Genomic DNA, 24,006 nt, shown 5'->3' on the forward strand with positions numbered 1-24,006 from the left:
ATCAGGCCTCCTCAACCTGCACGAGGTGGGCGGCGGTGTTGACCATGCCGACCGTCACCTCATCCGCCTTGCGGACGACCACGTTGCCGGGGCGCTTGAGGCCCAGGGAACGCAGGGTGTCGCGCATGTTCTGCTTCTGGCCGACCACGGAACGGGTCTGGGTGATCCGGATCTCCCGGCCGTCAGCCTTGATTCGCTTCGGAGTGGTCATCACGCACCTGCCTTCTGCTGGATGCCGCGCAGGGGCGCCGGGATGGCGTCCTCCATCGACAGGCCGCGACGAGCAGCCACAGCAGCGGGCTCCTCGAGCATGCGCAGCGCCTCGATGGTCGCGTGCACGATGTTGATCTGGTTCGACGAGCCCAGCGACTTCGACAGGACGTCGTGGATGCCGGCGCACTCGAGCACGGCGCGCACCGGACCGCCGGCGATCACGCCGGTACCCGGAGTGGCCGGACGCAGCATGACGACGCCTGCGGCGGCCTCGCCCTGCACGCGGTGCGGGATGGTGCGGTCCTCGATGCGCGGGACGCGGAAGAAGTTCTTCTTCGCCTCCTCGACGCCCTTCTGGATCGCCGCGGGGACCTCCTTGGCCTTGCCGTAGCCGACGCCGACCATGCCCTCGCCATCGCCCACCACGACGAGTGCGGTGAAGCTGAAGCGACGGCCGCCCTTGACGACCTTGGACACGCGGTTGATGGTCACGACGCGCTCGAGGAACTTGTCCTTCTCCTCGTCGCGACCTCCGCGGCCGCTACGGCCGCCACGGCCGCCGCGGTCGTTGCCGCCGCGTCCGCCACGATCGTTGCGACCGCCGCGGTCATTGCCGCCGCGCCCGCCGCGACCCTGGTTGGACTGCTCTGCACCGGTGGACTCGGTCTGAGTCTCGGTGGTGGTGTTCTCGGTGTTCTGCTCGCTCACAGTGCCAGACCTCCCTCACGGGCGCCGTCAGCGACGGCTGCCACACGACCGTGGTACTTGTTGCCCCCGCGGTCGAACACGACGGCCTCGATGCCGGCTGCCTTCGCGCGCTCGGCGACGAGCTCGCCCACGCGCTTGGCCTTCTCCGACTTGTCCGACTCCGCGGCGCGGAGCTCGGCTTCCATGGTGGATGCGGACGCGAGCGTCACACCGGCCTTGTCGTCGATGACCTGGACGAACATGTGCCGGCTGGAGCGGTTCACGACCAGGCGCGGACGCTCGGCGGTTCCCGAGACGTGCTTGCGGACGCGAAGGTGACGGCGGTTGCGCGCCGCGGACTTCGACTTGCCCCTCTTCAACTTGAGAGCCATGGTCACTTACCTGCCTTTCCGGCCTTGCGACGGATCTGCTCGCCCGCGTAGCGAACGCCCTTGCCCTTGTAGGGCTCCGGGGCGCGCAGGGCGCGGATCTTGGCGGCCACATAGCCGACCTGCTGCTTGTCGGTGCCCTTCACGAACAGCTTGTTCGCGCCCTCGACGGCGAACTCGATGCCCTCGGGAGCCTCGAACTGGACCGGGTGCGAGTAGCCGAGGGCGAACTCGAGGTCCTTGCCCTTCGGCGTGACGCGGTAGCCCGTGCCGACGATCTCGAGGCCCTTCGAGTAGCCGTCGGTGACACCGACGATCATGTTGTTGATGAGAGTGCGGGTCAGCCCGTGCAGGGACCGCGACTCACGCTCGTCATCGGGTCGCGACACCGTGATCACACCGTCCTCCAGGACGGCGGTGATCGGCGCTGCGATCTGGTGCTGGTGCTCCCCCTTAGGTCCCTTGACGGTGACCAGGGAGCCATCGATCTTCACCTCGACGCCGCTGGGCACAGAGATGGGGAGACGTCCGATACGTGACATGTTCTCTTCCTTCCTTCCTCTGCTAGCGGGTCACCAGACGTAGGCGACGACTTCGCCGCCCACGCCCTTCTTCGCGGCCTGACGATCGGTCAGCAGGCCGGAAGAGGTGGAGATGATCGCGATGCCCATGCCGCCCAGGACTCGGGGCAGGTTGGTGGACTTCGCGTAGACGCGAAGGCCGGGCTTGGAGATGCGGCGCACACCCGCGATGGAGCGCTCGCGCTGAGGGCCGAACTTGAGGTTCAGGACCAGGGTCTTGCCGACGCGAGCCGGCTCCTCGGTCCAGTCCTCGATGTAGCCCTCGGCCTTGAGGATCTCCGCCAGGCGGGCCTTCAGCTTCGAGTACGGCATGGCCACGGTGTCGTGGTAGGCCGAGTTGGCATTGCGCAGACGGGTCAGCATGTCTGCGACAGGATCTGTCATTGTCATGGTGGGCTCTAGCCCTTCCTCGTCATGGTTTCCCGCCCGGGGGCGGGACCTGCGACGTAGTGGTTCAGTTGGTCTTGAAGGGGAAGCCGAGCGCCTTGAGCAGTGCGCGGCCCTCATCATCGGAGGTGGCGGTCGTGACCACGGTGATGTCCATGCCGCGGACGCGGTCGATCTTGTCCTGATCGATCTCGTGGAACATCGCCTGCTCGGTCAGGCCGAACGTGTAGTTGCCGTTGCCGTCGAACTGACGGTCCGACAGACCGCGGAAGTCGCGGATGCGGGGCAGAGCCAGGGTCACGAGGCGATCCAGGAACTCCCACATGCGCTCGCCGCGCAGCGTGGTGTGGCAGCCGATCGGCATGCCCTCACGCAGCTTGAACTGAGCGATGGACTTGCGGGCGCGGTTGATGACCGGCTTCTGGCCGGTGATCGCGGTGAGGTCGCGCACGGCGCCGTCGATGAGCTTGGAGTCCTTGGCGGCATCTCCGACGCCCATGTTGACGACGACCTTGGTGATGCGCGGCATCTGCATGACGTTCTTGTAGCCGAACTGCTCCTGCAGCGCCGGCGCGACGACCTCGTCGTACTTGGTCTTGAAGCGCGGGGCGGTGGTGGTCTCAGTCATCACAGATCCTTGCCGGTGGTCTTGGAGACGCGGACGCGCACGGTCTTCGTCCGGCCGTTGCGCTCCACCGTCTCGGTGCGGTAGCCGACCTTGGTCGGCTTGTTGGTCTCGGGATCGACCAGGGCGACATTCGAGATGTGGATCGGGGCCTCGACCTTCTCGATCCCGCCGGACTCACCCTGCATGGTCGGGCGCTTGTGACGGGTCATCACATTGACGCCCTCCACGACCACACGCTCGGTCTCGGTGATGACACGCAGGACCTTGCCCTGCTTGCCCTTGTTTTCCTTCTTGCCGGTGATGACCTGGACCAGGTCGCCGGTCTTGATCTTGAACTTGGGCATCAGAGCACCTCCGGTGCCAGGGAGACGATCTTCATGAACTTCTTGTCGCGCAGCTCGCGCCCGACCGGGCCGAAGATGCGCGTGCCGCGCGGATCGCCGCCCTCGGACTTGAGGATGACGGCCGCGTTCTCGTCGAAGCGGATGTACGAGCCGTCCGAGCGACGACGCGACTTGCGCGTGCGCACGATGACGGCCTTGACGACATCGCCGCGCTTGACGTTGCCGCCGGGAATGGCGTCCTTCACGGTGGCGACGATGGTGTCGCCGATGCCTGCGTAGCGTCGACCAGAGCCGCCGAGGACACGGATGGTGAGAATCTCCTTCGCACCCGTGTTGTCGGCGACCTTGAGTCGCGACTCCTGCTGAATCACTGTTGCTCTCCTGTCGTCACGCTGGTTCTCGCACCCTTCGAGAGCAGGGGCGGGCCTTGCGGAACAGTTCGTCGGATGGATCCCCCTCCACCGGCTCCGCGCGAGGCGCTCCCGGCAGGGGCTCCGCCGCACCGTGCCAGAAGCATCTGGACTCGTGGTCTTGCCGGTGTGCCCGAAGGCGCGCCGAAGCCGCGAGCATTATGCGCTGGCACGGAAGGCAGAGGGTCGGGGGCATAGAGATGCCCACACAAGGGAGAGACTCTAGCACATGAGGCACCCAACCGACAGGCCGTGATCCGCGCCAGGACGCGGATCACGGCTTGAGCCGCATCACGTCCTGGCGGGCAGGACCGGCCGGCGGGGACGGCGAAGCGCCCCTCCCCCGCGCGAGCGGTGAAGGGGCGCTAGCCCTGCGGTGCCCCGCATGCGGCGGGGTCCCATGTGGCTCCCGCAGCGCGGGAGCCTCAGATCACTTGGCCTTCTCGACGATCTCCACGATGCGCCAGTTCTTCTGAGCCGACAGCGGGCGGGTCTCAGCGATGCGGACGAGATCGCCCACGCCGCACTCGTTGGCCTCGTCGTGGGCCTTGACCTTCTGCGTGCGGCGGATCACCTTGCCGTAGAGGGCATGGGTGACGTTGTCCTGCAGCTGCACGACGACGGTCTTGTCCATCTTGTCCGAGACGACGTAGCCGCGGCGGGTCTTGCGATCCCCGCGCTGGTCGGTCTCAGCGGTCTTCTGAGGCTGCTCGGTCACTTGGCACCATCCTTCGAGGTCTCGGCTGCGCCGCGGATGCCCAGCTCGCGCTCACGCAGCACCGTGTAGATGCGCGCGATGTCGCGCTTGACGGCCTTCAGACGGCCATTGCTCTCGAGCTGGCCCGTGGCCGACTGGAAGCGCAGGTTGAACAGCTCCTCCTTGGCCTTCTTCAGCTCGGACTGGAGAGCGGCGTCGTCGAGCTCGACGAGCTTCTCCATGTTCAGATCCTTGGATCCAACGGCCATTGATCATTCACCGCCTTCGCGACGCACGATGCGCGCCTTCATCGGGAGCTTGTGGATGGCCAGGCGAAGGGCCTCACGGGCCACCTCGTCGGACACGCCGCCCAGCTCGAACATCACGCGACCCGGCTTGACGTTGGCGACCCACCACTCGGGCGAGCCCTTGCCGGAGCCCATGCGGGTCTCAGCGGGGCGCTTGGTCAGCGGACGGTCCGGGAAGATGTTGATCCAGACCTTGCCACCGCGCTTGATGTGGCGGGTCATGGCGATACGAGCCGCCTCGATCTGCCGGTTGGTGACGTAGGCCGGGGTCAGTGCCTGGACGCCCCAGTCTCCGAAGGAGACCGTGGTGCCGCCGGTCGCAGTGCCACCGCGCTTGGGGTGGTGCTGCTTGCGGTGCTTCACACGACGGGGGATGAGCATCAGTTACCACCCTCTGCATTCGCTGCGGGGGCGTCGCCGGAGCGCTCTCCACGACGTCCACCGCGATCATTGCGGTCAGTGCGCTCGGGACGGCGACGGCGATCGCCGGCGCCTCCGCCGCGACGGTCTCCGCCGCGGCCGCGGGACTGGGCTGCCGCCTCCTGAGCTGCGAGCTCCTTGGAGGTCAGGTCGCCCTTGTAGATCCAGACCTTCACGCCGATGCGGCCGAAGGTGGTCTTGGCCTCGAAGAAGCCGTAGTCGATGTTCGCGCGGAGCGTGTGCAGGGGCACGCGCCCCTCGCGGTAGAACTCCGAGCGGGACATCTCGGCGCCGCCCAGACGGCCGGCGCACTGGATGCGGATGCCCTTCGCGCCGGCGCGCTGCGCCGACTGGATGGACTTCTTCATGGCGCGGCGGAAGGCCACGCGCGAGGCGAGCTGCTCGGCGACGCCCTGGGCGACCAGCTGCGCATCGGTCTCGGGGTTCTTGACCTCGAGGATGTTCAGCTGGATCTGCTTGCCCGTGAGCTTCTCGAGCTCGCCGCGGATGCGATCGGCCTCGGCGCCGCGGCGGCCGATGACGATGCCCGGACGCGCCGTGTGGATGTCCACGCGGACGCGGTCACGGGTGCGCTCGATATCGACCTTCGAGATGCCGGCGCGCTCCATGCCGGTGTCCATGAGCTTGCGGATCATGATGTCCTCGCGGACATAGTCCTTGTACTGCTGGCCCGCCTTGTTGGAATCGGTGAACCAGTGCGAGACGTGGTCCGTGGTGATTCCCAGACGGAAGCCGTTGGGATTGATCTTCTGTCCCACTTAGCGGACCTCCTCGTTCTCCGGGGTCGCCACGACCAGGGTGATGTGGCTCGTGCGCTTGTTGATGCGGAACGCGCGGCCCTGGGCTCGCGGACGGAACCGCTTCATCGTCGGACCCTCGTCCACGAAGGCCTCGCTCACGACGAGCTCCTCCTCGCGGAACGGCAGTCCCTTCTGATCGGCGGTCTGTCGCGCATTGGCGACCGCCGAGGACAGGACCTTGAACACCGGCTCGGAAGCGCCCTGCTGGGCGAACTTCAGAATCGCCAGAGCCTCGTGCGCCTGCTGGCCACGGATCAGGTTGACGACGCGCCGGGCCTTCATCGGCGTCACGCGAACGTAGCGCGCGGATGCCTTGGCTTCCATTGCTTTCCTCTTCTCGTCTTATCGGGAAGTCAAACGCTGCGACCTGAGAAGGTCAGCGGCGCTTGCCCTTCCTGTCGTCCTTCACGTGGCCGCGGTAGGTGCGCGTGGGCGCGAACTCGCCGAGCTTGTGACCGACCATGGACTCGGTGACGAACACCGGGATGTGCTTGCGTCCGTCGTGCACCGCGATGGTGTGGCCGAGCATGTCCGGCACGATCATCGAGCGACGGGACCACGTCTTGATGACGTTCTTGGTGCCCTTCTCGTTCTCCTTGGCCACCTTGAGATACAGGTGCTGGTCGACGAAGGGGCCCTTCTTCAGGCTGCGTGGCATGGTTCAGGCTCCTCAGCGCTTGTTCTTGCCGGTGCGACGGCGACGGACGATGAGCTTGTCGCTCTCCTTGTTGGGGCGACGGGTGCGACCCTCGGGCTTGCCGTTCGGGTTGACCGGGTGACGGCCGCCGGAGGTCTTGCCCTCGCCACCGCCGTGCGGGTGGTCCACCGGGTTCATGACGACGCCGCGCACGGTCGGGCGGATGCCCTTCCAGCGGTTGCGGCCGGCCTTGCCCCAGTTGATGTTGGACTGCTCGGCATTGCCGACCTCGCCGACGGTCGCGCGGCAGCGGACGTCGACGTTGCGGATCTCGCCGGAGGGCAGACGGAGCTGTCCGTACTTGCCCTCCTTGGCGACGAGCTGCACCGAGGCGCCGGCCGAGCGGGCCAGCTTGGCGCCGCCGCCCGGACGCAGCTCCACAGCGTGCAGCGTGGTGCCGACCGGGATGTTGCGCAGCGGCAGGTTGTTGCCGGGCTTGATGTCGGCCGACGGACCGGACTCGACGATGCTGCCCTGGGTCAGGCGCTTGGGCGCCAGGATGTAGCGCTTGGTGCCGTCCACGTAGTGCAGCAGCGCGATGCGCGCGGTGCGGTTCGGGTCGTACTCGATGTGCGCGACCTTGGCGTCCACGCCGTCCTTGTCATGGCGACGGAAGTCGATGACGCGGTACTGGCGCTTGTGCCCGCCGCCCTTGTGGCGCGTGGTGATGCGACCCAGGTTGTTGCGTCCGCCCTTCTTGGGCAGCGGGCGCAGCAGGGACTTCTCCGGGGTCGAGCGCGTGATCTCTGCGAAGTCCGCGACGGACGAGCCGCGGCGGCCCGGCGTCGTGGGCTTGTGAATGCGAATAGCCATGTTCTAGTTCCTCGTTGACTCTGTTCCCGGGCCTCAGCCCTGGGAACCGCCGAAGATGTCGATGGTGCCCTCGGACAGCGTCACCACAGCACGCTTGGTGCTGTTGCGCTGCCCCCAGCCGAAGCGCGTGCGCTTCCGCTTGCCGGCACGGTTGATCGTGTTCACGGAGGCCACCTTGACGTCGAAGATGGACTCGACGGCCTGGCGGATCTCGATCTTGTTCGCATCCGGGGTCACCTGGAAGATGTACTGGCCCTGATCCATCAGGGAGTACGACTTCTCGGAGAGCACCGGAGCGACGATGACGTCGCGGGGGTCCTTGTAGGTCACGCTCACTTGGCGTCCTCCTGCTTCTTGCCGGCCGTGGCGGCCTCGACGAATGCGTCGTACGCATCCTTGGTGAAGACCACGTCGTCGCTGACCAGCACGTCGTAGGTGTTCAGCTGATCCGCGTAGATGCTGTGCACGTTCTGCAGGTTGCGCACCGACAGAGCGGCGACGTCATCCTGGCGCGAGAGCACCACGAGCGCGTGCCTGCGCGAGGTCAGACCCGCCAGCGCGGCCTTGGCGGCTGCGGTGGACGGGGTCGTGCCCTCGACGAGGGTCGACACCACGTGGATGCGGCCGTGACGGGCACGGTCCGACAGGGCACCGCGCAGGGCGGCGGCCTTCATCTTCTTGGGCGTGCGCTGCGAGTAGTCGCGCGGCACCGGGCCGTGCACGATGCCGCCGCCGGTCATCTGGGGCTCGCGGATGGAGCCCTGACGGGCGCGGCCCGTGCCCTTCTGCTTGAAGGGCTTGCGGCCGGCGCCGGAAACCTCGGCGCGGGTCTTGGTCTTGTGGGTGCCCTGACGGGCGGCCGCGAGCTGCGCCACGACGACCTGGTGCATCAGCGGCACCGAGGACTTGGCGTCGAAGATCTCAGCGGGGAGGTCCACGTTGATGGTCTCAGTTGCCATGAGTATCAGGCTCCCTTCACGGAGGTGCGGACGAGGACGACCGAACCCTTGGCGCCCGGCAGGGCGCCCTTGATGAGCAGCAGGGAGTTCTCGGCATCCACACCGTGCACCTTGAGGTTCGTGGTGGTGTGGCGCTCGTTGCCCATGCGGCCGGCCATGCGCATGCCCTTGAAGACGCGCGCTGCGTAGGACGCATTGCCGATCGAGCCCGGCTTGCGGTGGTTCTTGTGGGCACCGTGGGAGGCGGAGACGCCGGCGAAGCCGTGGCGCTTCATGACACCTGCGGTGCCCTTGCCCTTGGTGGTGCCGACGACGTCGACGCGCGCGCCGGCCTCGAAGATCTCCACGGAGAGCTCCTGGCCCAGGGAGTACTCGGCGGCATCCGACGTGCGCAGCTCGACCAGGTGGCGGCGCGGGGTCACGCCGGCCTTCTCGAAGTGACCGGCCAGGGGCTTGGTCACCTTGCGCGGGTCGATCTGGCCGTAGCCGATCTGGACGGCGGAGTAGCCGTCGTTCTCCGGGGTCCGCAGCTGGGTCACAACGTTGGTGTCAGCCCGGACCACGGTGACGGGAACCAGGTTCCCGTTCTCGTCCCAGACCTGGGTCATGCCGAGCTTGGTGCCCAGGATGCCCTTCATCTGGCGTTCGTAAGTCGTAGTCATTGCGTCTGCGGTCCTTATCAGAGCTTGATTTCGATGTTCACATCGGCCGGCAGGTCGAGTCGCATGAGCGAGTCGACCGCCTTCGGCGTGGGATCGACGATGTCGATCAGGCGCTTGTGCGTGCGCATCTCGAAGTGCTCACGGCTGTCCTTGTACTTGTGCGGCGACCGGATCACGGTGTACACGTTCTTCTCGGTCGGCAGCGGCACCGGACCGACGACGGTTGCGCCGGCACGGGTCACCGTCTCGACGATCTTGCGGGCCGAGACGTCGATGACCTCGTGGTCATAGGACTTCAGCCGGATGCGGATTTTCTGTCCCGCCATGGCGTCGTGACTCTCTTTCTTCAAGTACTTCCCTGTGACGGAGCCGAGGCTCCTTATGCGTGGCGCTGCCTTCAGCGCCGCTCCGCACGGGCTGAATCCGACGTCGTCGGGTTCCTCAGCCTGCCGGAGCACCGTCCCCCGGGGTCGGGCGTGTCGTCTATTCGCTCTGCGCAGACGACAGCATCGATCCCGGATCACGGGAGGGTCGTTCAGAGGGGTTCGCTGCGGCCCAGGCCTCGCCAGGAGGCCGGACCCTGCATCGTTCGGTGCGCTGCGAGCAGCGCCGATGCGCGAACAACGCCGTCCATCTTGCCACGATCCTCGGATGCCCCGCAACCCCGGGTGCGTCGATGTGGCTCAGCTCTCCCGCCGCGCGCAGCTCGAGCGACGGCCTGAAGCAGCGGAGCGCCACTGTCGGGTGGGGACGGCGAAGGGCCCCGCACCGACGGATCGGTGCGGGGCCCTTCGAGGCTTCCGGGACTCAGGCTCGTGCGAGCCCGCGTCCGGGATCAGTCAGCCGATGATCACTTGGTGATCTTGGTGACCTTGCCGGAGCCCACGGTGCGGCCGCCCTCGCGGATGGCGAAGCCGAGGCCCTCCTCCATGGCGATCGGCTGGATGAGCTCGACCGACATCTCGGTGTTGTCGCCGGGCATGACCATCTCGGTGCCCTCGGGCAGGGAGATGACGCCGGTGACGTCGGTGGTGCGGAAGTAGAACTGCGGGCGGTAGTTCGTGTAGAAGGGGTTGTGACGCCCACCCTCATCCTTGGACAGGATGTACACGTTGGCCTCGAAGTCCGTGTGCGGGGTGATCGAACCCGGCTTGCAGACGACCTGGCCGCGCTCGACGTCGTCGCGCTTCAGGCCGCGCAGCAGCAGGCCGCAGTTCTCGCCGGCCATGGCCTCGTCCATCTGCTTGTGGAACATCTCGATGCCGGTGACCGTGGTCTTCTGGATCGGGCGGATGCCGACGATCTCGACCTCGGAGTTGATCGGCAGGGTGCCGCGCTCGGCACGGCCGGTCACGACGGTGCCGCGGCCGGTGATCGTGAAGACGTCCTCGACGGGCATGAGGAAGGGCTTATCGGTGTCGCGGACCGGGTCCGGGATGAACTCGTCGACGCCCTGCATGAGCTCCTCGATCTTGGCAACCCACTCGGGGTCGCCCTCGAGGGCCTTCAGAGCCGAGACGCGCACGACCGGAGCGTTGTCGCCGTCGAACTCCTGGTCCGAGAGCAGCTCGCGGACCTCCATCTCGACGAGGTCCAGCAGCTCCTCGTCATCGACCATGTCCGACTTGTTCAGCGCGACCATCAGGGTCGGCACGCCGACCTGGCGGGCGAGCAGGACGTGCTCGCGGGTCTGGGCCATGGGGCCGTCGGTGGCGGCGACCACGAGGATTGCGCCGTCCATCTGCGCCGCGCCGGTGATCATGTTCTTGACGTAGTCGGCGTGGCCGGGAGCGTCGACGTGGGCGTAGTGGCGCGCCTCGGTCTGGTACTCGATGTGCGAGATGTTGATCGTGATGCCGCGCTGGCGCTCCTCCGGAGCGGAGTCGATGCCGCCGAAGTCGCGGGCCTCGTTGAGGTCCGGGTACTTGTCGGCCAGGACCTTGGAGATCGCAGCGGTCAGCGTGGTCTTGCCGTGGTCGACGTGACCGATGGTGCCGATGTTGACGTGCGGCTTGCTGCGCTCGAACTTGGCCTTCGCCATGGTGGTTCCTCCTAGAGAATGATGCGAACTTGCTCGCCCTTGACGCGTGCAGAGGCGCTCAGCGGGCGGAATCCTCTGCAAGTGTAGTCGGGCTGGTTGGGGGTGAGAAATCGGTCGGTGCGGCGGGCCCGCCCGGCTCGGGGTCGGCTGCGGGCCCGCGATCGCGGCCGTGGGGCCGTCGGCGGCTCCTCACAAGGAAGCCGCCGACGGATCACTCGCCGCGGTTCTTCTGGATGATCTCCTCGGCGACGTTCTTCGGGACCTCCGTGTAGGAGTCGAAGGACATCGAGTACACCGCGCGGCCCTGCGTCTTGGAGCGCAGGTCGCCGATGTATCCGAACATCTCGGACAGCGGGACGCTGGCCTTGACGAGCTTGATCCCGGAGACGTCCTCCATGGACTGGATCATGCCGCGGCGCGAGTTCAGGTCGCCGATGACATCACCCATGTACTCCTCGGGCGTGCGGACCTCGACGGCCATGGTCGGCTCGAGCAGAACCGGGTTGGCGCGCTTGGCGCCCTCCTTGAAGACCATGGAGCCGGCGATCTTGAACGCCATCTCCGAGGAGTCGACGTCGTGGTAGGCGCCGTCGAGCAGCGTGGCCTTGACGCCCACGACCGGGTAGCCGGCCAGCACGCCGAGCTGCATGGCGTCCTGGATTCCGGCGTCCACCGACGGGATGTACTCGCGCGGGATGCGACCGCCGGTGACGGCGTTGTCGAACTCGTAGAGCTCCTCGGCCTCGAGGTCGATCGGCTCGAAGGAGACCTGCACCTTGGCGAACTGACCGGAGCCGCCGGTCTGCTTCTTGTGGGTGTAGTCGACCTTCTCGACGGACTTCTTGATGGTCTCGCGGTAGGCGACCTGGGGCTTGCCCACGTTCGCCTCGACGCGGAACTCACGCTTCATGCGATCCACCAGGATGTCCAGGTGCAGCTCGCCCATGCCGCCGATCTCGGTCTGACCGGTCTCCTCGTTGAGGGAGACCGTGAAGGTCGGATCCTCAGCGGAGAGCTTCTGGATGGCGGTGGAGAGCTTCTCCTGGTCGCCCTTGGTCTTGGGCTCGATGGCCACGAAGATCACGGGAGCCGGGAAGGACATGGACTCCAGCACGATCGGGTTGGCCGCATCGCACAGGGTGTCGCCCGTGGTGGTGTCCTTCAGGCCGATGATCGCGTAGATGTGACCGGCCTGGATCTCCTCGACCGGGTTCTCCTTGTTGGAGTGCATCTGGAACAGCTTGCCGATGCGCTCCTTCTTGGACTTGGTCGAGTTCAGGACCTGCTCGCCGGCCTTGGCCGTGCCCGAGTAGACGCGGGTGTAGGTCAGCTGGCCGTAGAACGGGTGCGCAGCGACCTTGAAGGCCAGAGCGGAGAACGGAGCGGTGCGATCGGCCGGACGGGTCATGATCTCGTCCTCGTCGCGCACCGAGTGGCCCTGGACGTCGTCGACGTCGAACGGCGAGGGCAGGTAGTCCACGACGGCGTCGAGCATCGGCTGCACGCCGCGGTTCTTGAACGCGGAGCCGCAGAAGACCGGGTAGGCCTCCGAGGCGATGGTCAGCTTGCGGACGCCGGCCTTGATCTCATCGATCGTCAGCTCCTCGCCGCCGAGGTACTTCTCCATGAGCTCGTCATCGGCCTCGGCCACGTTCTCGACCAGCTCGGCGCGGTACTGCTCGGCGCGCTCCTGGAGATCCGCGGGGATCTCCTCGGTCTTGTACGAGGCGCCCAGGGAGACGTCTCCCTTGGAGTCGCCCTCCCACACCAGGGCCTTCATGTGGACCAGGTCCACGACGCCCACGAAGTCGCTCTCCGAGCCGATCGGCAGCTGCATGACCAGCGGCTTGGCCTTGAGGCGGTTGATGATGGTGTCGACGGTGAAGTAGAAGTCCGCGCCCAGCTTGTCCATCTTGTTGACGAAGCAGATGCGGGGCACGTCGTACTTGTCCGCCTGGCGCCAGACGGTCTCCGACTGGGGCTCGACGCCCTCCTTGCCGTCGAAGACGGCGACGGCGCCGTCGAGGACGCGCAGGGAGCGCTCGACCTCGACCGTGAAGTCCACGTGGCCCGGGGTGTCGATGATGTTGATCTGGTTGCCGTCCCAGAAGCAGGTGGTGGCCGCGGAGGTGATCGTGATGCCACGCTCCTGCTCCTGAGCCATCCAGTCCATCGTGGACGCACCCTCATGGGTCTCACCGAGCTTGTGGTTGATGCCCGTGTAGAACAGGATGCGCTCGGTGGTGGTGGTCTTGCCGGCGTCGATGTGCGCCATGATGCCGATGTTGCGGACCTTCTTCAGGTCGGTAAGCACGTCTTGTGCCACGGTGAGTCCCTTCTGAGGTGTTCCCGGCGGTCTGCCGCCCCCGATGAGGGGCGGCAGACCGAGCCGATGCTACCAGCGGAGCCGGAATTACCAGCGGTAGTGGGCGAAGGCCTTGTTCGAATCGGCCATCTTGTGAGTGTCCTCGCGACGCTTCACAGCGGCGCCCAGACCGTTCGAGGCGTCCAGGATCTCGTTCATCAGACGCTCGGTCATGGTGTTCTCGCGACGGGCCTTGGAGTAGCCGACGAGCCAGCGCAGGGCCAGTGCCTGGGAACGGCCCGCGCGGACCTCGATCGGCACCTGGTAGGTGGCGCCGCCGACGCGGCGGGAGCGGACCTCGAGGGCCGGCTTGATGTTCTCCAGGGCCTTCTTGAGCGTGGCGACCGGCTCCTCGCCGGACTTGCGCTCGACACCGGCCAGCGCGCCGTAGACGATGCGCTCGGCGGTGGACTTCTTGCCGTCCTGGAGGACCTTGTTGATCAGCTGCGTGACGACCGGGGATCCGTAGACCGGGTCGACGACGAGCGGGCGCTTGGGGGCGGGACCCTTACGAGGCATTACTTCTTCTCCTTCTTCACGCCGTAGCGGGAGCGGGCCTGGCCGCGACCCTTGACGCCCTGGGTGTCGAGGGCGCCGCGCACGATGCGGTAGCGGACGCCGGGGAGGTCCTTCACTCGGCCGCCGCGCACGAGCACGATGGAGTGCTCCTGCAGGTTGTGGCCCTCACCGGGGATGTAGGCCGTGACCTCGACCCCGTTGTTCAGGCGCACGCGCGCGATCTTGCGCAGCGCGGAGTTCGGCTTCTTGGGCGTGGTCGTGTACACGCGGGTGCAGACGCCGCGCTTCATGGGGCTGCCCTGGAGGGCCGGCGCCTTGGTCTTCACGACCTTCGGGGTGCGGCCCTTGCGGACCAGCTGCTGGATAGTGGGCACATCGTCTCCTGATGGTGGCGCGCCGGTGCGGCGCGCGACGTTGGTGGATAGGCCTGCCATGGGCCGCTCGACGCGGACCCGCGGCCGATACCTCGAGGGGTGCTGCAGGAGATCGACGATGCGATCGCTGCGGGCAGCAGGGGCGAGACCCTCAAGGCATGACAAAAAGTGGCATTCGGGCACACCCTGCGTGCCTGAGGACGGAGTCCATACCTGCCACTGGAAGCGACCACGGATGGTCGAGCCAATCCCGGCTAGTGTATCAGACGCCTCCGCGCGCCGCGATGGCAGGGTCCTGGTGCCCACCCGCCCCGGACGCGGCCAGGTCCTGCTGGATGGCGCCTGCGCACTCGCGCAGCGCCGGGAGGATCGCACGCAGCGGATCCTCGTGCTCCTCCGTGGCGCCCACGCGCATAGAGACGTTGACCGCGGCGGTGATCTGCCCCCGGGCGTCCCGGATCGGCACGGCCACCGAGCGCAGCCCGGCCTCGAGCTCCTGGTCCACGTCCGCCCACCCGCTGCGGCGCACCTCGGCCAGGCGATGGCGCAGTCCGTCGAGGGTCGTGACGGTGCGACGGGCCGGCGGATGAGCCAGAGCGGCCTCGCAGCGAGCGCGGACCTGGTCGTCGGGAAGCTCGCTGAGCAGCACGCGGCCCATGGAGGTCGCATGCGCCGGGAAGCGCGTACCCACCGAGATCGCGACATTCATGATGTGCCGGGCCTGGACCCGGGCCACGTAGACGATGTCCGGGCCGTCCAGCACGGCCACCGAGGTGGACTCCCCCACGGTCTCGGAGAGCCGGCGCAGGTGCGGGGCGGCGATCTCCGGCAGACTCAGCGCGGAGAGGTAGGCGTAGCCGAGCTCGAGGACCTTGGCGGTGAGCTCGAAGTCGCGGCCGTCGGTGCGCACGTAGCCCAGCTGCTCGAGCGTCAGCAGGAGCCTGCGCGCCGTCGCCCGGGAAAGGCCCCTGCGCCGGGCGACCTCGGACAGCGTCATCCGAGGTCGCCCGGCGTCGAAGGCGGTGATGACACCGAGACCCCGAGCCAGGGACTGCACGACGTCCGTGCTCGAGCGCTGCGGTGCGCCGGTCGCGAGCTCAGCCCCTCCCGGCCCTTCGGCTTTCATAGCCGCTGCTGTCCTCAGGCCTGCTCGAGCGGGAAAGGCACGAGCTGCTGGATCTGCTCGAACGTGGCCCCGAAGGTCTCGCGCACGACCACTCGGCCGTCTCCCTCGATGAGGAAGACCGCACGGTCGGTGTACACGCGCGAGACGCAGCCGACGCCTGTCAGGGGCATGTCGCACTGCTCGACCAGCTTGGGCTGGTCCTTCTTGGTGCGCAGGTCCATCATCACGAACGTCTGCTTGGCGCCGGTGGCCAAGTCCATGGCTCCGCCCACGGCCGGGATGGCGCCGGGCTTGCCCGTGCTCCAGTTGGCGAGGTTGCCGTTGCGGTCCACCTGGAACGCGCCCAGCACGCAGCAGTCGAGGTGGCCGCCGCGCATCATGGCGAACGAGTCCGCGTGGTGGAAGTACGAGCAGCCGTCGGTCTCCACGACCGGGATCTTGCCGGCGTTGATCAGGTCGAGGTCGATGTCCTCGCCGTGGGCGGCCCCGCCCATGCCGAGCATGCCGTTCTCCGTGTGGAGGGTGACGTCGTCCTCGGGGGTGAGGTAGTCGGAGACCAGCGTGGGCTGGCCGATCCCGAGGTTCACATAGGCGCCGGCCGGGATGTCGCGGGCGACGAGCTCGGCGAGCTGCTGGTTGTCCAGCGCCGCATCCTGGGTCTGGGGAGTGCTCATGGTCGTGTCTCGCTCTCTGCGCGGCCTGGCTGCCGCTGCGGTGGCGTGTCTGCTGCGGGGAGTGGACCGGGGCGGGCGCCCGCGCGGCACCCGTGCCCTGATCCGAGGTGCGGGCTCAACCCGCGTCGGGAGTCTGCGGAGCCTGGATGCGCACCACGGTGTCGACGTAGATGCCCGGCGTCACCACGGACTCCGGATCCATCTGGCCGCGCTCCACGATCTCCGAGACCTGCACGATCGACGTCTTGGCCGCTGCCGCCATGATCGGGCCGAAGTTGCGCGCCGTCTTGCGGTAGGTGAGGTTGCCCGCGGTGTCGGCGGTGTGCGCCTTGGTCAGGGCGTAGTCGGCGATGATCGGGTACTCGAGGACCTGATGGCGGCCGTCGAACTCGCGGACCTCCTTGCCCTCGGCCAGCGGCGTGCCGTAGCCGGTGGGCGTGAAGAACGCACCGATGCCGGCACCCGCGGCGCGGATGCGCTCCGCGAGGTTGCCCTGCGGGACGACCTCCAGCTCGATCTCGCCGGCGTGGTACTTCTCGTCGAAGTGCCACGAGTCCGACTGGCGCGGGAAGGAGCAGATGATCTTCTTCACCCGCCCCAGCTGGATCAGCTTGGCCAGCCCGACGTCGCCGTTGCCCGCGTTGTTGTTGACGACGGTGAGGTCCTTCGCGCCCTGCTCGATCAGGGCGTCGATCAGCTCGACGGGCTGACCCGCCACCCCGAAGCCTCCGATCATGACGGTTGAGCCGTCCTCGATCTGCTCGACGGCCTGGGCCGCGGTGTCCACGATGCTCAGCATGCTCACTCCTTGCGAATGATCGTTCGGTCTCTGGTGCGCCGGGCTCAGGCGGCGTCGGTGTTCTCGAGCACGACGGCCAGGCCCTGCCCCACGCCGATGCACAGCGAGGCCACGCCCCAGCGGCCGCCCTCGGCCTGAAGACGGCGGGCCAGCGTTCCCAGCACTCGGGTGCCGGAGGCGCCGAGCGGGTGGCCGATGGCGATGGCACCGCCCCACGCGTTGACGATGGTCTCCTCGATCCCCCACTGGCGGATGCACGCCAGCGACTGGGCGGCGAAGGCCTCGTTGAGCTCGACGGCGCTGACATCTCCCCAGCCGATGCCGGCGCGCTTCAGCGCCAGGTTCGCGGCCTCGACGGGAGCCTCGCCGAAGAACTGCGGCTCGTTGGCGGCTGCACCGCGCCCGGCGATGCGCGCCAGCGGCGTGCGCCCCAGCAGATCGGCGGCCTTCTCGGAGCCGAGCCACGCGGCGGAGGCGCCGTCGTTCATGGGCGAGGCGTTGCCCGCGGTGACCGTGCCGTTGTCCTTGCGGAACACGGTGCGCAGCCCGCCGAGCGTCTCCGGGGTGGAATCTGCGCGGACGGTCTCGTCGCGGGTGACGTCGCTGCCGCGCTTGGAGTTGGCCTTCACGGTCACGGTGAGGTCGTCGTAGCGGCCCTCGTCCCAGGCCTTCGCGGCCAGCTGGTGGGAGCGCGCCGAGAAGACGTCCTGCTCCTCACGGGTGATCCCGTGCTTCTCGCGCAGCTGCTCGGTCGCCTCCCCCAGCGAGACGGTCCAGGCATCCGGCATCTCCGGGTTGACCAGCCGCCAGCCCAGCGTGGTGTTGGCCAGGTGCAGGTCCTGCATGGGGAACGGACGTTCGGTCTTGGGCAGGACCCAAGGGGCGCGCGACATGGACTCGACGCCGCCCACGAGCATCAGATCGGCCTCATCGACCTCGATCTGGCGCGAGGCCATCATGGCGGCGTCCAGGGAGGAGCCGCACAGGCGGTTGACCGTGGTGCCCGGCAGCGAGGTGGGCAGACCTGCCAGCAGCGTGGCCATGCGGGCGACGTTGCGGTTCTCCTCGCCGGCACCGTTGGCGTTGCCGAACACGACCTCGTCGATGCTCTCCGGGTCCAGGCCCTCGGCACGCTCGACCATGGTGCGCACCACGAGCGCTGCGAGGTCGTCGGGGCGGTGGCCGGACAGGGCGCCGCCGATCTTGGCGAACGGGGTGCGCACGGCGTCGTAGATGTAGGCGTCCTGGCGGCCGCTGGCTGAGGTGCTCATGAGGTGACTCCTTCGTCGTCTGATGAAGCTCGGTCTGTCGTGGCGGGCGCGGAGGCGCTGTCGGCCTCCGCGTCCAGACGGTCGAAGACCGCCTTGGCATGGGAGAAGGCGTTGTTGGCGGAGGGCACCGAGAGGTAGATCGAGCTCTGCAGCAGGATCTCCTTGATCTGCTCGCGGGTCAGCCCGTTGCGAAGCGCTGCGCGCACGTGCATCTCGAACTCGCCCCAGTGCCCCGCTGCGATCAGGGCGGTCAGCGTGATGGCGCTGCGCATGGGCCGGTCCAGGCCCGGACGGGTCCAGATCTCCCCCCAGGCGTAGCGGGAGATGAAGTCCTGCCATTCGGCCGTGAACTCGTCCTTGTTGGCCTCCGAGCGATCCACGTGGGCGTCGGAGAGGACCTCGCGGCGCACCCGCATGCCGTCGGCGTGCGCCTGGGAGGCGGTGCGGTCGCCGCCCGCGCGTGGTGCCGGCGCCTGAGCCGAGTCGCCGACCGAGGACGGCGCCCCTTCACGCCGCAGCGGATCGGTCGACGCGGAGCCCGGCGACTGCGCTGCCAGCTCCCTGATCAGCCCGGCGAGCGCGGCCGGCTGCTGGGCGGGGATCATGTGCGCGGCCTGCTCGATCAGCTCGAAGCGCGCACCGGGCACCTGCTGCGCCCAGTCCCGCACCGCCTGCGGCTCGACCGAGGGGTCCTGCTCGCCGGCCACGGCGATCACCGGGGCAGCGATCTCCCCCAGTCGGTCGGTGAGATCGAACGCGGCGATCGCACGGCACACCTGGGCGTAGCCGTGGCGGTCGGCGGACTGCAGCGCGTGCAGCAGCCCCGTGGTGATCCCGGTGCCGGCGGCGGCATCGCGCTCGATGAAGTCCTGGGTGAGCCAGCGCTGCGCACTGCCGATGACCTGCGTGGGAGTTCCCGCGGCCTCCACCAGGGCCGCGCGCTCGCGCCACTGCTCGGGATCGCCCAGCTGCGGGGCGGAGGCGGTGACGACGGCGCCGCGGACGCGCTGCGGCGCATCGACCAGCAGCTGCAGCCCCACGGCCCCGCCCACGGAGCAGCCCGCATACCAGAACGGGGATTCGGCCGGGAGCTCCTCGACCGCATCCACGGCGGCCAGAACGCCCTGGGCGAGCTCCTGGATCGAGAAGTCGTCGGCGCCTGCCGGTGCGCCTCCGTGGCCGGGCAGCTCCCAGCCGATGACGCGGAACTGCCCCGCCAGCTCGCGCACGACCCCGCCCCACAGCGGGACGAGAGCCGTGCCCAGCGCCGGGCCGAGCAACAGCACGGGCCGCTGCTGCGCCTGCGCCGCAGCGGGCTCGGTCATCTCCACGAGGCGGATGCTCGGAACGCTCATGAGTCCTCTCCTGTTCTGGCGCCGCCGCCGGGCAGCGCCTCTCGCTCGTCCTGGCGCGCAAGAGCCCGATCGATCAGCAGATCGGCCGCGCCGAGATAGCCGCGCGGGTCGCACAGCTGCTGCAGCCGCTGCCGGTCGAGGGCATGCCCCTGGGCGTCGCGGCCCTCCCCCGTGATCTCCGCCAGGCCGTCGACGGCTGCCTCGACATCCGCACCGGCCCGGGCCAGCACGGCCTGGATGCGCTGGGCTCCCGTGGCCCCGTCCGCCTCCTGCACCGCAGGCTTCAGCGCCGTGACGATCCGCTCGGAGAGCAGCGCCGGCCCCGAGGCGCGCAGGTTCTCCTCCATGCGCTCGACATCCACGCGCAGCCCCTGGGCAAGTTCCGTCAGCTGGGAGCACGCCGTCAGGCTCAGTCGAAGCAGCTGCTGCAGCGCTGGCCATTCGACGTGCCAGGAACCGTCCGGGCGCTCGTCGACCGAGGTCGAGGCCGCGGTGAACAGTGCGGCGAGCAGCTGCGGGGCGCTCAGCGCCGTGCGCTTGAGCTGGACCGAGAGCACCGGGTTCTGCTTCTGCGGCATGGCCGAGGAGACGCCCCGGCCCGGACCCGTGGGCTCGCGCAGCTCGCCCAGCTCCGGGCGCGAGAGCAGCAGGACGTCGTCGGCGATCTTGCCGATGGCCGCGCAGAGACTGCCCAGCGCGGCACCGGCATCCAGGACGGGCTGACGAGAGGTGTGCCAGACATGGGGGGCATGATCCAGCCCCAGCTGCGCGGCCCATGCGGCGTGCAGCTGCAGGACCTGCTCGGAGGCCTCCGCAGAGGCGTCGCCGCCCTGCGGGAGAACATCCTGCTGCGGGAACAGAGCACGGGGTCCGGCGAGTGTGCCGGCGGCGCCGCCGATGGCCACCGGGGTGCGCAGCCGCTCCAGCCGCTCGTGGGCATCCACCAGCCCCTCGAGCCACTGCGCGCAGCGCAGACCGAAGGTCGTGGGCAGCGCGTGCTGGGTCAGGGTGCGCGCCGCGCAGAGGTCCCCGCGATGGCGCTGAGCCAGGACCGCCAGCGCCGACTCCGCCTGGGCCAGGGAGTCCTCGAGGCGCTGCACGGCCTCCCGGAGCACCAGCATCAGGGCGGTGTCCAGGACGTCCTGGCTGGTCAGCCCCCGGTGCACGGCGCCGACGGCCTGAGGGTCGATCTCCCGGACCGCCGCGCGCAGATCGGCGAGCATGGGGATCACCGGATTCCCGCCGAGCTCGCTGCGCTCCGCCAGATCCACCAGATCGAAGGAGCGCTCCATCACCTCATCCGAGAGGACCTGGGCGGCGGCCTCTGCGGCGCGTCCCGGCACCAGCCCGAGATCCGCCTGGGCCGCGACCCACGCGGTCTCGGCGCGCACCAGGCAGCGCAGGACGTGCCAATCACCGGTGAGCCCCCGCGCCCGATGGGCTCCGGGGACCAGCAGGCCGTACTCGGCGTCCTGTGCTGCCATGCGTCTCGTCGTGGTCCTGTCGTCGCGATGTTCTCGAGATGATCCGGGAGCGGCCGCGCGGGCTGATTCCCCGCGCAGCCGCAGGTCCGGACCGACGATGAACGTCGACCCGGACCCGTGCTGCTCAGTCCGCGTGCTGCGGGTAGCGCAGGAAGACGGTCTCCGCCTCGCCCTGCAGGCGGACGTCGAAGCGCAGCGAGCCGTCCTGCTCGCGGCGTGCGATCAGGGTCTCGCGCCGATCCGCAGGCACCGAGGACAGCAGCGGGTCCCGCTGCAGGGCCTCCTGATCCTCGGGGAGGTAGATCCGGGTGAAGAGCCGGTTGAGCAGACCGCGAGCGAAGACCGTCATGGCGATGAACGGGGCCGCCCCGGGCTCCGTGGGCCCGGGGGCCACCGTGGTGAACGAGTACGCCCCCACGTTGTCCACGGCCTGCCGGCCGAAGCCCGTGAAGGTGTAGCCGTCGCAGATCAGGGAGCCTGGCTCCTGCGAGATCCGACCGTTCTCATCCGCCTGCCAGATCTCCAGCAGGGAGTCCGGCACAGGATCGCCGTTCCCGTCGTAGACGACCCCGTGCAGGCGCACGGCCTGGGGATGCGTCCGATCCACCAGGTTCTCCCCGCCGTCGAACGGCAGGGCGTAGCCGTAGAAGGGGCCGACGGTCTGACCGGGCGTGGGTGTCAGCTGCTCAGACATCGGTGTCCTCCTCCATGAGCGTGCGGTGGGTTCCGGTGAGCACGATGTCCCACTTGTAGCCCAGCGACCACTCGTGGGCCGAGAGGTCGTGGTCGTAGTTCGCCACCAGGCGATCGCGCGCCTTGGGGTCGACGATCGCCTGGTAGATCGGGTCCAGGGCGAACAGGGGATCGCCCGGGAAGTACATCTGGGTCACCATGCGCTGGGTGAACTCCGTGCCGAACAGCGAGAAGTGCACGTGAGCCGGACGCCACGCGTTGTAGTGGTTCTTCCACGGGTACGGGCCCGGCTTGATCGTGGTGAACGAGTACGAGCCGTCGTCGCCGGTCAGGCAGCGGCCCACCCCGGTGAAGTTCGGGTCGATCGGAGCCGGGTGCTGATCGCGCTTGTGGATGTACCGGCCCGCCGCATTGGCCTGCCAGATCTCCACCAGCTGGCGGCGCACCGGCCGGCCCTCGCCGTCGAGCACGCGCCCGCTGATCGTGATCCGCTCGCCGATGGGCTCGCCCTTGTCCTGGATCGTGAGATCCGACTCGAGGGCGTGGACGTCGCGGGGGCCGAAGGCCGGGGCCCACAGCTCGACGGTCTCCGGATCCGCGTGATGCAGGTCCTTGGTGGGGTGGCGCAGGACCGAGCTGCGATAGGGCGCGTAGTCGAGTCGAGGCTGGGACTCGACGGATCCGGAAGCCGCATAGCTCTCCGAGATCGCGTCCATCTCCGCGCTCAGGACCGACTGGGAATCCGCTGCCGCGTCCGAGGACGAGACGGGGGTGTCCGCCATGGTCATCTCCTTCATCAGCCGGGCAGTAGAGGTGCTACCGCAGGGTCGCCCCGCGGCCCCGTCATCCCCAGGGCTGCTGCCCGTGCTCTCCAGCACCTGAGGATAACGTGCGTCACTCCGAAAATGAACACTTGTGCGCATAGCGCACACAAGGTGATCGGAGCGCGGTCCGTCGCCGGACCTGGGTATGGGGGTGCGCCGGCGACGGCGCACCGTGGGCTTCAGCGCCCGCTCAGGCCTGCCAGCCCGTGTAGGAGTCGGCGAAGTACGCCCGGCCGTACGGCGAGTCCGTGATCGCGTGCAGCTCGCCGAGCTGGCGGCGGGAGTCGAACTCGGAGTCCTCGGAGCTGCTGTGCAGCATGCGGGTGACCCAGTACGAGAAGTTCTGCGCCTTCCACACGCGCTCCAGCGCCGCGGCCGAGTAGCCGGCCAGCGGCCGCTCGTCGCCGTCGCGCAGCAGTGCCACGAGGGCCGGGGCCAGGACGCGGACGTCGCAGAAGGCGAGGTTCAGGCCCTTGGCGCCTGTCGGAGGGACGGTGTGCCCGGCATCGCCCACGAGCACGAGGGAGCCGTGGCGCAGCGGCTCGCACACGTAGGAGCGGAAGGGCAGGACCGTCTTGTCGATGATCGGCCCCTCCTGCAAGCGGAAGCCGTCCGGGCCGGAGACGCACTCCTGCAGCCGGGCCCAGATCTGCTCGTCCGACCAGTCGCCGGGATCCTCCGAGGGGTCGCACTGGAAGTACATCCGCTGGACGTCGTCCGAGCGCTGGGAGATCAGCGCGAACCCGGACTCCGAGCGGGTGTAGATCAGCTCGTGGTGGCTCGGCGGAGCCTGGCACAGGATGCCGAACCAGGCGAACGGGTATTCGGTGTAGTGATCCGTGCGCACGTCCTCAGGAATCGCCTTGCGGCACACGGAGCGGGAGCCGTCGGCGCCCACCAGGATCCGGCAGCGGATCTCGCGCGCCGCCCCCTCGGCATCGACGAACGTGACCCCCGGGCGATCCGACTCGACGTCATGGACGGCGACGTCGTCGACCGACCAGAAGACCGTGCCGCCGTCGCGCTCGAAGGCCTCCTTGAGGTCCCAGAACACCTCGTTCTGCGGGTAGAGCCACACCGAGCGCCCGACGGCCTCCTGGAAGTCGATGTGATGGCTGCGGCCCTCGAAGCGCAGGGACGTGCCCTCGTGCTCGTGGCCCTCGGTGAGGACTCGGCCGTCGACGCCGGAGTCCACCAGCATGTCCACGGTGCCGGCCTCCAGGATCCCGGCGCGGTGCGTGGACCGGATCGTCTCCGGGTCGCGCTTCTCGATCACGATCGTCTCGAGGCCCTCGCGACGCAGCAGGTGCGCGAGCATCAGCCCGGCGGGGCCGGCGCCGACGATCGCGACCTGGGTCTCGAGGATGGGTGCAGCCGATGCGGGCTGCGCGGGGTTCTGGCTCACGGGATGTCCTCCTGGCGAACGGTCGTGCGCACAGTCTCAGGCGCACCGCGAGGCCTGCGC

General features: G+C 68.5%; 32 protein-coding genes. All 32 read right to left on the bottom strand.

The window, feature by feature from the left end:
- Position 1: 1 nt before the first annotated feature.
- The 32 genes from rpmD to FFS25_RS05300 all read right to left on the bottom strand — a co-directional run bounded on the left by rpmD (position 2) and on the right by FFS25_RS05300 (position 23,946).
- The gene (gene rpmD / locus FFS25_RS05145; protein WP_058871802.1) at positions 2 to 211 is read right to left on the bottom strand and encodes a 50S ribosomal protein L30; all 210 of its coding nucleotides are present in this window, start codon (positions 209 to 211) and stop codon (positions 2 to 4) included.
- Positions 211 to 921, bottom strand: a complete 711-nt coding sequence (gene rpsE / locus FFS25_RS05150) for a 30S ribosomal protein S5 (protein WP_137802130.1) — start codon at positions 919 to 921, stop codon at positions 211 to 213. The genes rpmD and rpsE overlap by 1 nt, the downstream gene beginning before the upstream one ends.
- Entirely contained in the window at positions 918 to 1,292 is a 375-nt protein-coding gene (gene rplR, locus FFS25_RS05155; RefSeq protein ID WP_024289933.1) for a 50S ribosomal protein L18, read from the bottom strand. Before rplR ends, rpsE begins: the two co-directional genes overlap by 4 nt.
- Positions 1,293 to 1,294: 2 nt before the next feature.
- Positions 1,295 to 1,831, bottom strand: coding sequence for a 50S ribosomal protein L6 (gene rplF / locus FFS25_RS05160; protein ID WP_058871804.1), 537 nt, complete (start codon positions 1,829 to 1,831; stop codon positions 1,295 to 1,297).
- 30 nt (positions 1,832 to 1,861) lie between these two features.
- Entirely contained in the window at positions 1,862 to 2,260 is a 399-nt protein-coding gene (gene rpsH / locus FFS25_RS05165) for a 30S ribosomal protein S8 (RefSeq protein WP_006213495.1), read from the bottom strand.
- A gap of 64 nt (positions 2,261 to 2,324) precedes the next feature.
- The gene (gene rplE, locus FFS25_RS05170) at positions 2,325 to 2,885 is read right to left on the bottom strand and encodes a 50S ribosomal protein L5 (RefSeq protein ID WP_006213496.1); all 561 of its coding nucleotides are present in this window, start codon (positions 2,883 to 2,885) and stop codon (positions 2,325 to 2,327) included.
- Complete coding sequence (gene rplX, locus FFS25_RS05175; RefSeq protein WP_006213497.1) at positions 2,885 to 3,229, bottom strand: 50S ribosomal protein L24; 345 nt, start codon at positions 3,227 to 3,229, stop codon at positions 2,885 to 2,887. The genes rplE and rplX overlap by 1 nt, the downstream gene beginning before the upstream one ends.
- Complete coding sequence (gene rplN / locus FFS25_RS05180; protein WP_006213498.1) at positions 3,229 to 3,600, bottom strand: 50S ribosomal protein L14; 372 nt, start codon at positions 3,598 to 3,600, stop codon at positions 3,229 to 3,231. Before rplN ends, rplX begins: the two co-directional genes overlap by 1 nt.
- A 469-nt stretch (positions 3,601 to 4,069) precedes the next feature.
- Positions 4,070 to 4,357: a 30S ribosomal protein S17 gene (rpsQ, locus tag FFS25_RS05185; protein ID WP_006213499.1), complete on the bottom strand. Its 288-nt coding sequence runs from the start codon at positions 4,355 to 4,357 to the stop codon at positions 4,070 to 4,072.
- On the bottom strand, positions 4,354 to 4,578 hold the full coding sequence (gene rpmC / locus FFS25_RS05190; RefSeq protein ID WP_006213500.1) for a 50S ribosomal protein L29: 225 nt from the start codon (positions 4,576 to 4,578) through the stop codon (positions 4,354 to 4,356). The genes rpsQ and rpmC overlap by 4 nt, the downstream gene beginning before the upstream one ends.
- 30 nt (positions 4,579 to 4,608) lie before the next feature.
- Entirely contained in the window at positions 4,609 to 5,025 is a 417-nt protein-coding gene (gene rplP, locus FFS25_RS05195; protein ID WP_006213501.1) for a 50S ribosomal protein L16, read from the bottom strand.
- Positions 5,025 to 5,843, bottom strand: a complete 819-nt coding sequence (rpsC, locus tag FFS25_RS05200) for a 30S ribosomal protein S3 (RefSeq protein WP_058871805.1) — start codon at positions 5,841 to 5,843, stop codon at positions 5,025 to 5,027. The genes rplP and rpsC overlap by 1 nt, the downstream gene beginning before the upstream one ends.
- Entirely contained in the window at positions 5,844 to 6,209 is a 366-nt protein-coding gene (gene rplV / locus FFS25_RS05205; RefSeq protein WP_006213503.1) for a 50S ribosomal protein L22, read from the bottom strand.
- Positions 6,210 to 6,261: 52 nt separating this feature from the next.
- Positions 6,262 to 6,543 carry a 30S ribosomal protein S19 gene (gene rpsS / locus FFS25_RS05210; protein WP_006213504.1) on the bottom strand — a complete coding sequence of 94 codons (282 nt, stop codon included), beginning with the start codon at positions 6,541 to 6,543 and terminating at the stop codon, positions 6,262 to 6,264.
- A gap of 12 nt (positions 6,544 to 6,555) precedes the next feature.
- Positions 6,556 to 7,395: a 50S ribosomal protein L2 gene (gene rplB / locus FFS25_RS05215; protein WP_058871806.1), complete on the bottom strand. Its 840-nt coding sequence runs from the start codon at positions 7,393 to 7,395 to the stop codon at positions 6,556 to 6,558.
- Between the two features lie 33 nt (positions 7,396 to 7,428).
- Positions 7,429 to 7,731, bottom strand: a complete 303-nt coding sequence (rplW, locus tag FFS25_RS05220; protein WP_006213506.1) for a 50S ribosomal protein L23 — start codon at positions 7,729 to 7,731, stop codon at positions 7,429 to 7,431.
- Entirely contained in the window at positions 7,728 to 8,354 is a 627-nt protein-coding gene (gene rplD / locus FFS25_RS05225; RefSeq protein WP_006213507.1) for a 50S ribosomal protein L4, read from the bottom strand. The genes rplW and rplD overlap by 4 nt, the downstream gene beginning before the upstream one ends.
- 5 nt (positions 8,355 to 8,359) lie before the next feature.
- Complete coding sequence (gene rplC / locus FFS25_RS05230) at positions 8,360 to 9,016, bottom strand: 50S ribosomal protein L3 (RefSeq protein ID WP_024289929.1); 657 nt, start codon at positions 9,014 to 9,016, stop codon at positions 8,360 to 8,362.
- A 17-nt stretch (positions 9,017 to 9,033) separates the two neighbouring features.
- Positions 9,034 to 9,342: a 30S ribosomal protein S10 gene (rpsJ, locus tag FFS25_RS05235; protein WP_006213509.1), complete on the bottom strand. Its 309-nt coding sequence runs from the start codon at positions 9,340 to 9,342 to the stop codon at positions 9,034 to 9,036.
- A gap of 524 nt (positions 9,343 to 9,866) precedes the next feature.
- A complete protein-coding gene (tuf, locus tag FFS25_RS05240) occupies positions 9,867 to 11,057 on the bottom strand; it encodes an elongation factor Tu (RefSeq protein WP_058871808.1) in 1,191 nt (396 codons plus the stop codon).
- A gap of 211 nt (positions 11,058 to 11,268) precedes the next feature.
- Positions 11,269 to 13,383, bottom strand: coding sequence for an elongation factor G (gene fusA / locus FFS25_RS05245; RefSeq protein ID WP_137802131.1), 2,115 nt, complete (start codon positions 13,381 to 13,383; stop codon positions 11,269 to 11,271).
- An 87-nt stretch (positions 13,384 to 13,470) separates the two neighbouring features.
- Complete coding sequence (rpsG, locus tag FFS25_RS05250; protein WP_006213512.1) at positions 13,471 to 13,941, bottom strand: 30S ribosomal protein S7; 471 nt, start codon at positions 13,939 to 13,941, stop codon at positions 13,471 to 13,473.
- The gene (gene rpsL / locus FFS25_RS05255; RefSeq protein WP_006213513.1) at positions 13,941 to 14,315 is read right to left on the bottom strand and encodes a 30S ribosomal protein S12; all 375 of its coding nucleotides are present in this window, start codon (positions 14,313 to 14,315) and stop codon (positions 13,941 to 13,943) included. The genes rpsG and rpsL overlap by 1 nt, the downstream gene beginning before the upstream one ends.
- A gap of 262 nt (positions 14,316 to 14,577) precedes the next feature.
- The gene (locus FFS25_RS05260) at positions 14,578 to 15,441 is read right to left on the bottom strand and encodes an IclR family transcriptional regulator domain-containing protein (protein WP_137802132.1); all 864 of its coding nucleotides are present in this window, start codon (positions 15,439 to 15,441) and stop codon (positions 14,578 to 14,580) included.
- 14 nt (positions 15,442 to 15,455) lie between these two features.
- Complete coding sequence (locus tag FFS25_RS05265; protein WP_137802133.1) at positions 15,456 to 16,115, bottom strand: CoA-transferase; 660 nt, start codon at positions 16,113 to 16,115, stop codon at positions 15,456 to 15,458.
- A gap of 115 nt (positions 16,116 to 16,230) precedes the next feature.
- Complete coding sequence (locus tag FFS25_RS05270) at positions 16,231 to 16,914, bottom strand: 3-oxoacid CoA-transferase subunit A (protein WP_137802134.1); 684 nt, start codon at positions 16,912 to 16,914, stop codon at positions 16,231 to 16,233.
- 44 nt (positions 16,915 to 16,958) lie between these two features.
- Positions 16,959 to 18,185 (bottom strand): thiolase family protein, encoded by a 1,227-nt coding sequence (locus FFS25_RS05275; RefSeq protein ID WP_137802135.1) that lies wholly within the window; start codon positions 18,183 to 18,185, stop codon positions 16,959 to 16,961.
- Positions 18,182 to 19,540: a bifunctional 3-oxoadipate enol-lactonase/4-carboxymuconolactone decarboxylase PcaDC gene (gene pcaDC, locus FFS25_RS14110; RefSeq protein WP_137802136.1), complete on the bottom strand. Its 1,359-nt coding sequence runs from the start codon at positions 19,538 to 19,540 to the stop codon at positions 18,182 to 18,184. The genes FFS25_RS05275 and pcaDC overlap by 4 nt, the downstream gene beginning before the upstream one ends.
- Entirely contained in the window at positions 19,537 to 21,024 is a 1,488-nt protein-coding gene (locus tag FFS25_RS05285; RefSeq protein WP_137802137.1) for a lyase family protein, read from the bottom strand. The genes pcaDC and FFS25_RS05285 overlap by 4 nt, the downstream gene beginning before the upstream one ends.
- A 124-nt stretch (positions 21,025 to 21,148) precedes the next feature.
- Positions 21,149 to 21,718 (bottom strand): protocatechuate 3,4-dioxygenase subunit alpha, encoded by a 570-nt coding sequence (gene pcaG / locus FFS25_RS05290; protein WP_137802138.1) that lies wholly within the window; start codon positions 21,716 to 21,718, stop codon positions 21,149 to 21,151.
- Positions 21,711 to 22,499, bottom strand: a complete 789-nt coding sequence (gene pcaH / locus FFS25_RS05295) for a protocatechuate 3,4-dioxygenase subunit beta (protein ID WP_249933782.1) — start codon at positions 22,497 to 22,499, stop codon at positions 21,711 to 21,713. Before pcaH ends, pcaG begins: the two co-directional genes overlap by 8 nt.
- 232 nt (positions 22,500 to 22,731) lie before the next feature.
- Positions 22,732 to 23,946 carry a 4-hydroxybenzoate 3-monooxygenase gene (locus tag FFS25_RS05300; protein ID WP_082676995.1) on the bottom strand — a complete coding sequence of 405 codons (1,215 nt, stop codon included), beginning with the start codon at positions 23,944 to 23,946 and terminating at the stop codon, positions 22,732 to 22,734.
- Between the last annotated feature and the right edge of the window lie 60 nt (positions 23,947 to 24,006).

It is taken from the genome of Kocuria sp. 2SI (genome assembly GCF_005502825.1).
Classification (GTDB): Bacteria; Actinomycetota; Actinomycetes; order Actinomycetales; family Micrococcaceae; genus Kocuria; species Kocuria palustris.

What these genes read in the sequence shown, in the direction of transcription:
- rpmD (WP_058871802.1), bottom strand. Translation starts at nt 211, where the DNA reads ATGACCACTCCGAAGCGAATCAAGGCTGACGGCCGGGAGATCCGGATC.
- rplR (WP_024289933.1), bottom strand. Translation starts at nt 1,292, where the DNA reads ATGGCTCTCAAGTTGAAGAGGGGCAAGTCGAAGTCCGCGGCGCGCAAC.
- rplF (WP_058871804.1), bottom strand. Translation starts at nt 1,831, where the DNA reads ATGTCACGTATCGGACGTCTCCCCATCTCTGTGCCCAGCGGCGTCGAG.
- rpsH (WP_006213495.1), bottom strand. Translation starts at nt 2,260, where the DNA reads ATGACAATGACAGATCCTGTCGCAGACATGCTGACCCGTCTGCGCAAT.
- rplE (WP_006213496.1), bottom strand. Translation starts at nt 2,885, where the DNA reads ATGACTGAGACCACCACCGCCCCGCGCTTCAAGACCAAGTACGACGAG.
- rplX (WP_006213497.1), bottom strand. Translation starts at nt 3,229, where the DNA reads ATGCCCAAGTTCAAGATCAAGACCGGCGACCTGGTCCAGGTCATCACC.
- rpmC (WP_006213500.1), bottom strand. Translation starts at nt 4,578, where the DNA reads ATGGAGAAGCTCGTCGAGCTCGACGACGCCGCTCTCCAGTCCGAGCTG.
- rplP (WP_006213501.1), bottom strand. Translation starts at nt 5,025, where the DNA reads ATGCTCATCCCCCGTCGTGTGAAGCACCGCAAGCAGCACCACCCCAAG.
- rplV (WP_006213503.1), bottom strand. Translation starts at nt 6,209, where the DNA reads ATGGAAGCCAAGGCATCCGCGCGCTACGTTCGCGTGACGCCGATGAAG.
- rpsS (WP_006213504.1), bottom strand. Translation starts at nt 6,543, where the DNA reads ATGCCACGCAGCCTGAAGAAGGGCCCCTTCGTCGACCAGCACCTGTAT.
- rplB (WP_058871806.1), bottom strand. Translation starts at nt 7,395, where the DNA reads ATGGCTATTCGCATTCACAAGCCCACGACGCCGGGCCGCCGCGGCTCG.
- rplD (WP_006213507.1), bottom strand. Translation starts at nt 8,354, where the DNA reads ATGGCAACTGAGACCATCAACGTGGACCTCCCCGCTGAGATCTTCGAC.
- rplC (WP_024289929.1), bottom strand. Translation starts at nt 9,016, where the DNA reads ATGACTACGACTTACGAACGCCAGATGAAGGGCATCCTGGGCACCAAG.
- rpsJ (WP_006213509.1), bottom strand. Translation starts at nt 9,342, where the DNA reads ATGGCGGGACAGAAAATCCGCATCCGGCTGAAGTCCTATGACCACGAG.
- tuf (WP_058871808.1), bottom strand. Translation starts at nt 11,057, where the DNA reads ATGGCGAAGGCCAAGTTCGAGCGCAGCAAGCCGCACGTCAACATCGGC.
- rpsG (WP_006213512.1), bottom strand. Translation starts at nt 13,941, where the DNA reads ATGCCTCGTAAGGGTCCCGCCCCCAAGCGCCCGCTCGTCGTCGACCCG.
- FFS25_RS05260 (WP_137802132.1), bottom strand. Translation starts at nt 15,441, where the DNA reads ATGAAAGCCGAAGGGCCGGGAGGGGCTGAGCTCGCGACCGGCGCACCG.
- FFS25_RS05265 (WP_137802133.1), bottom strand. Translation starts at nt 16,115, where the DNA reads ATGAGCACTCCCCAGACCCAGGATGCGGCGCTGGACAACCAGCAGCTC.
- FFS25_RS05270 (WP_137802134.1), bottom strand. Translation starts at nt 16,914, where the DNA reads ATGCTGAGCATCGTGGACACCGCGGCCCAGGCCGTCGAGCAGATCGAG.
- FFS25_RS05275 (WP_137802135.1), bottom strand. Translation starts at nt 18,185, where the DNA reads ATGAGCACCTCAGCCAGCGGCCGCCAGGACGCCTACATCTACGACGCC.
- pcaDC (WP_137802136.1), bottom strand. Translation starts at nt 19,540, where the DNA reads ATGAGCGTTCCGAGCATCCGCCTCGTGGAGATGACCGAGCCCGCTGCG.
- FFS25_RS05285 (WP_137802137.1), bottom strand. Translation starts at nt 21,024, where the DNA reads ATGGCAGCACAGGACGCCGAGTACGGCCTGCTGGTCCCCGGAGCCCAT.
- pcaG (WP_137802138.1), bottom strand. Translation starts at nt 21,718, where the DNA reads ATGTCTGAGCAGCTGACACCCACGCCCGGTCAGACCGTCGGCCCCTTC.
- pcaH (WP_249933782.1), bottom strand. Translation starts at nt 22,499, where the DNA reads ATGGCGGACACCCCCGTCTCGTCCTCGGACGCGGCAGCGGATTCCCAG.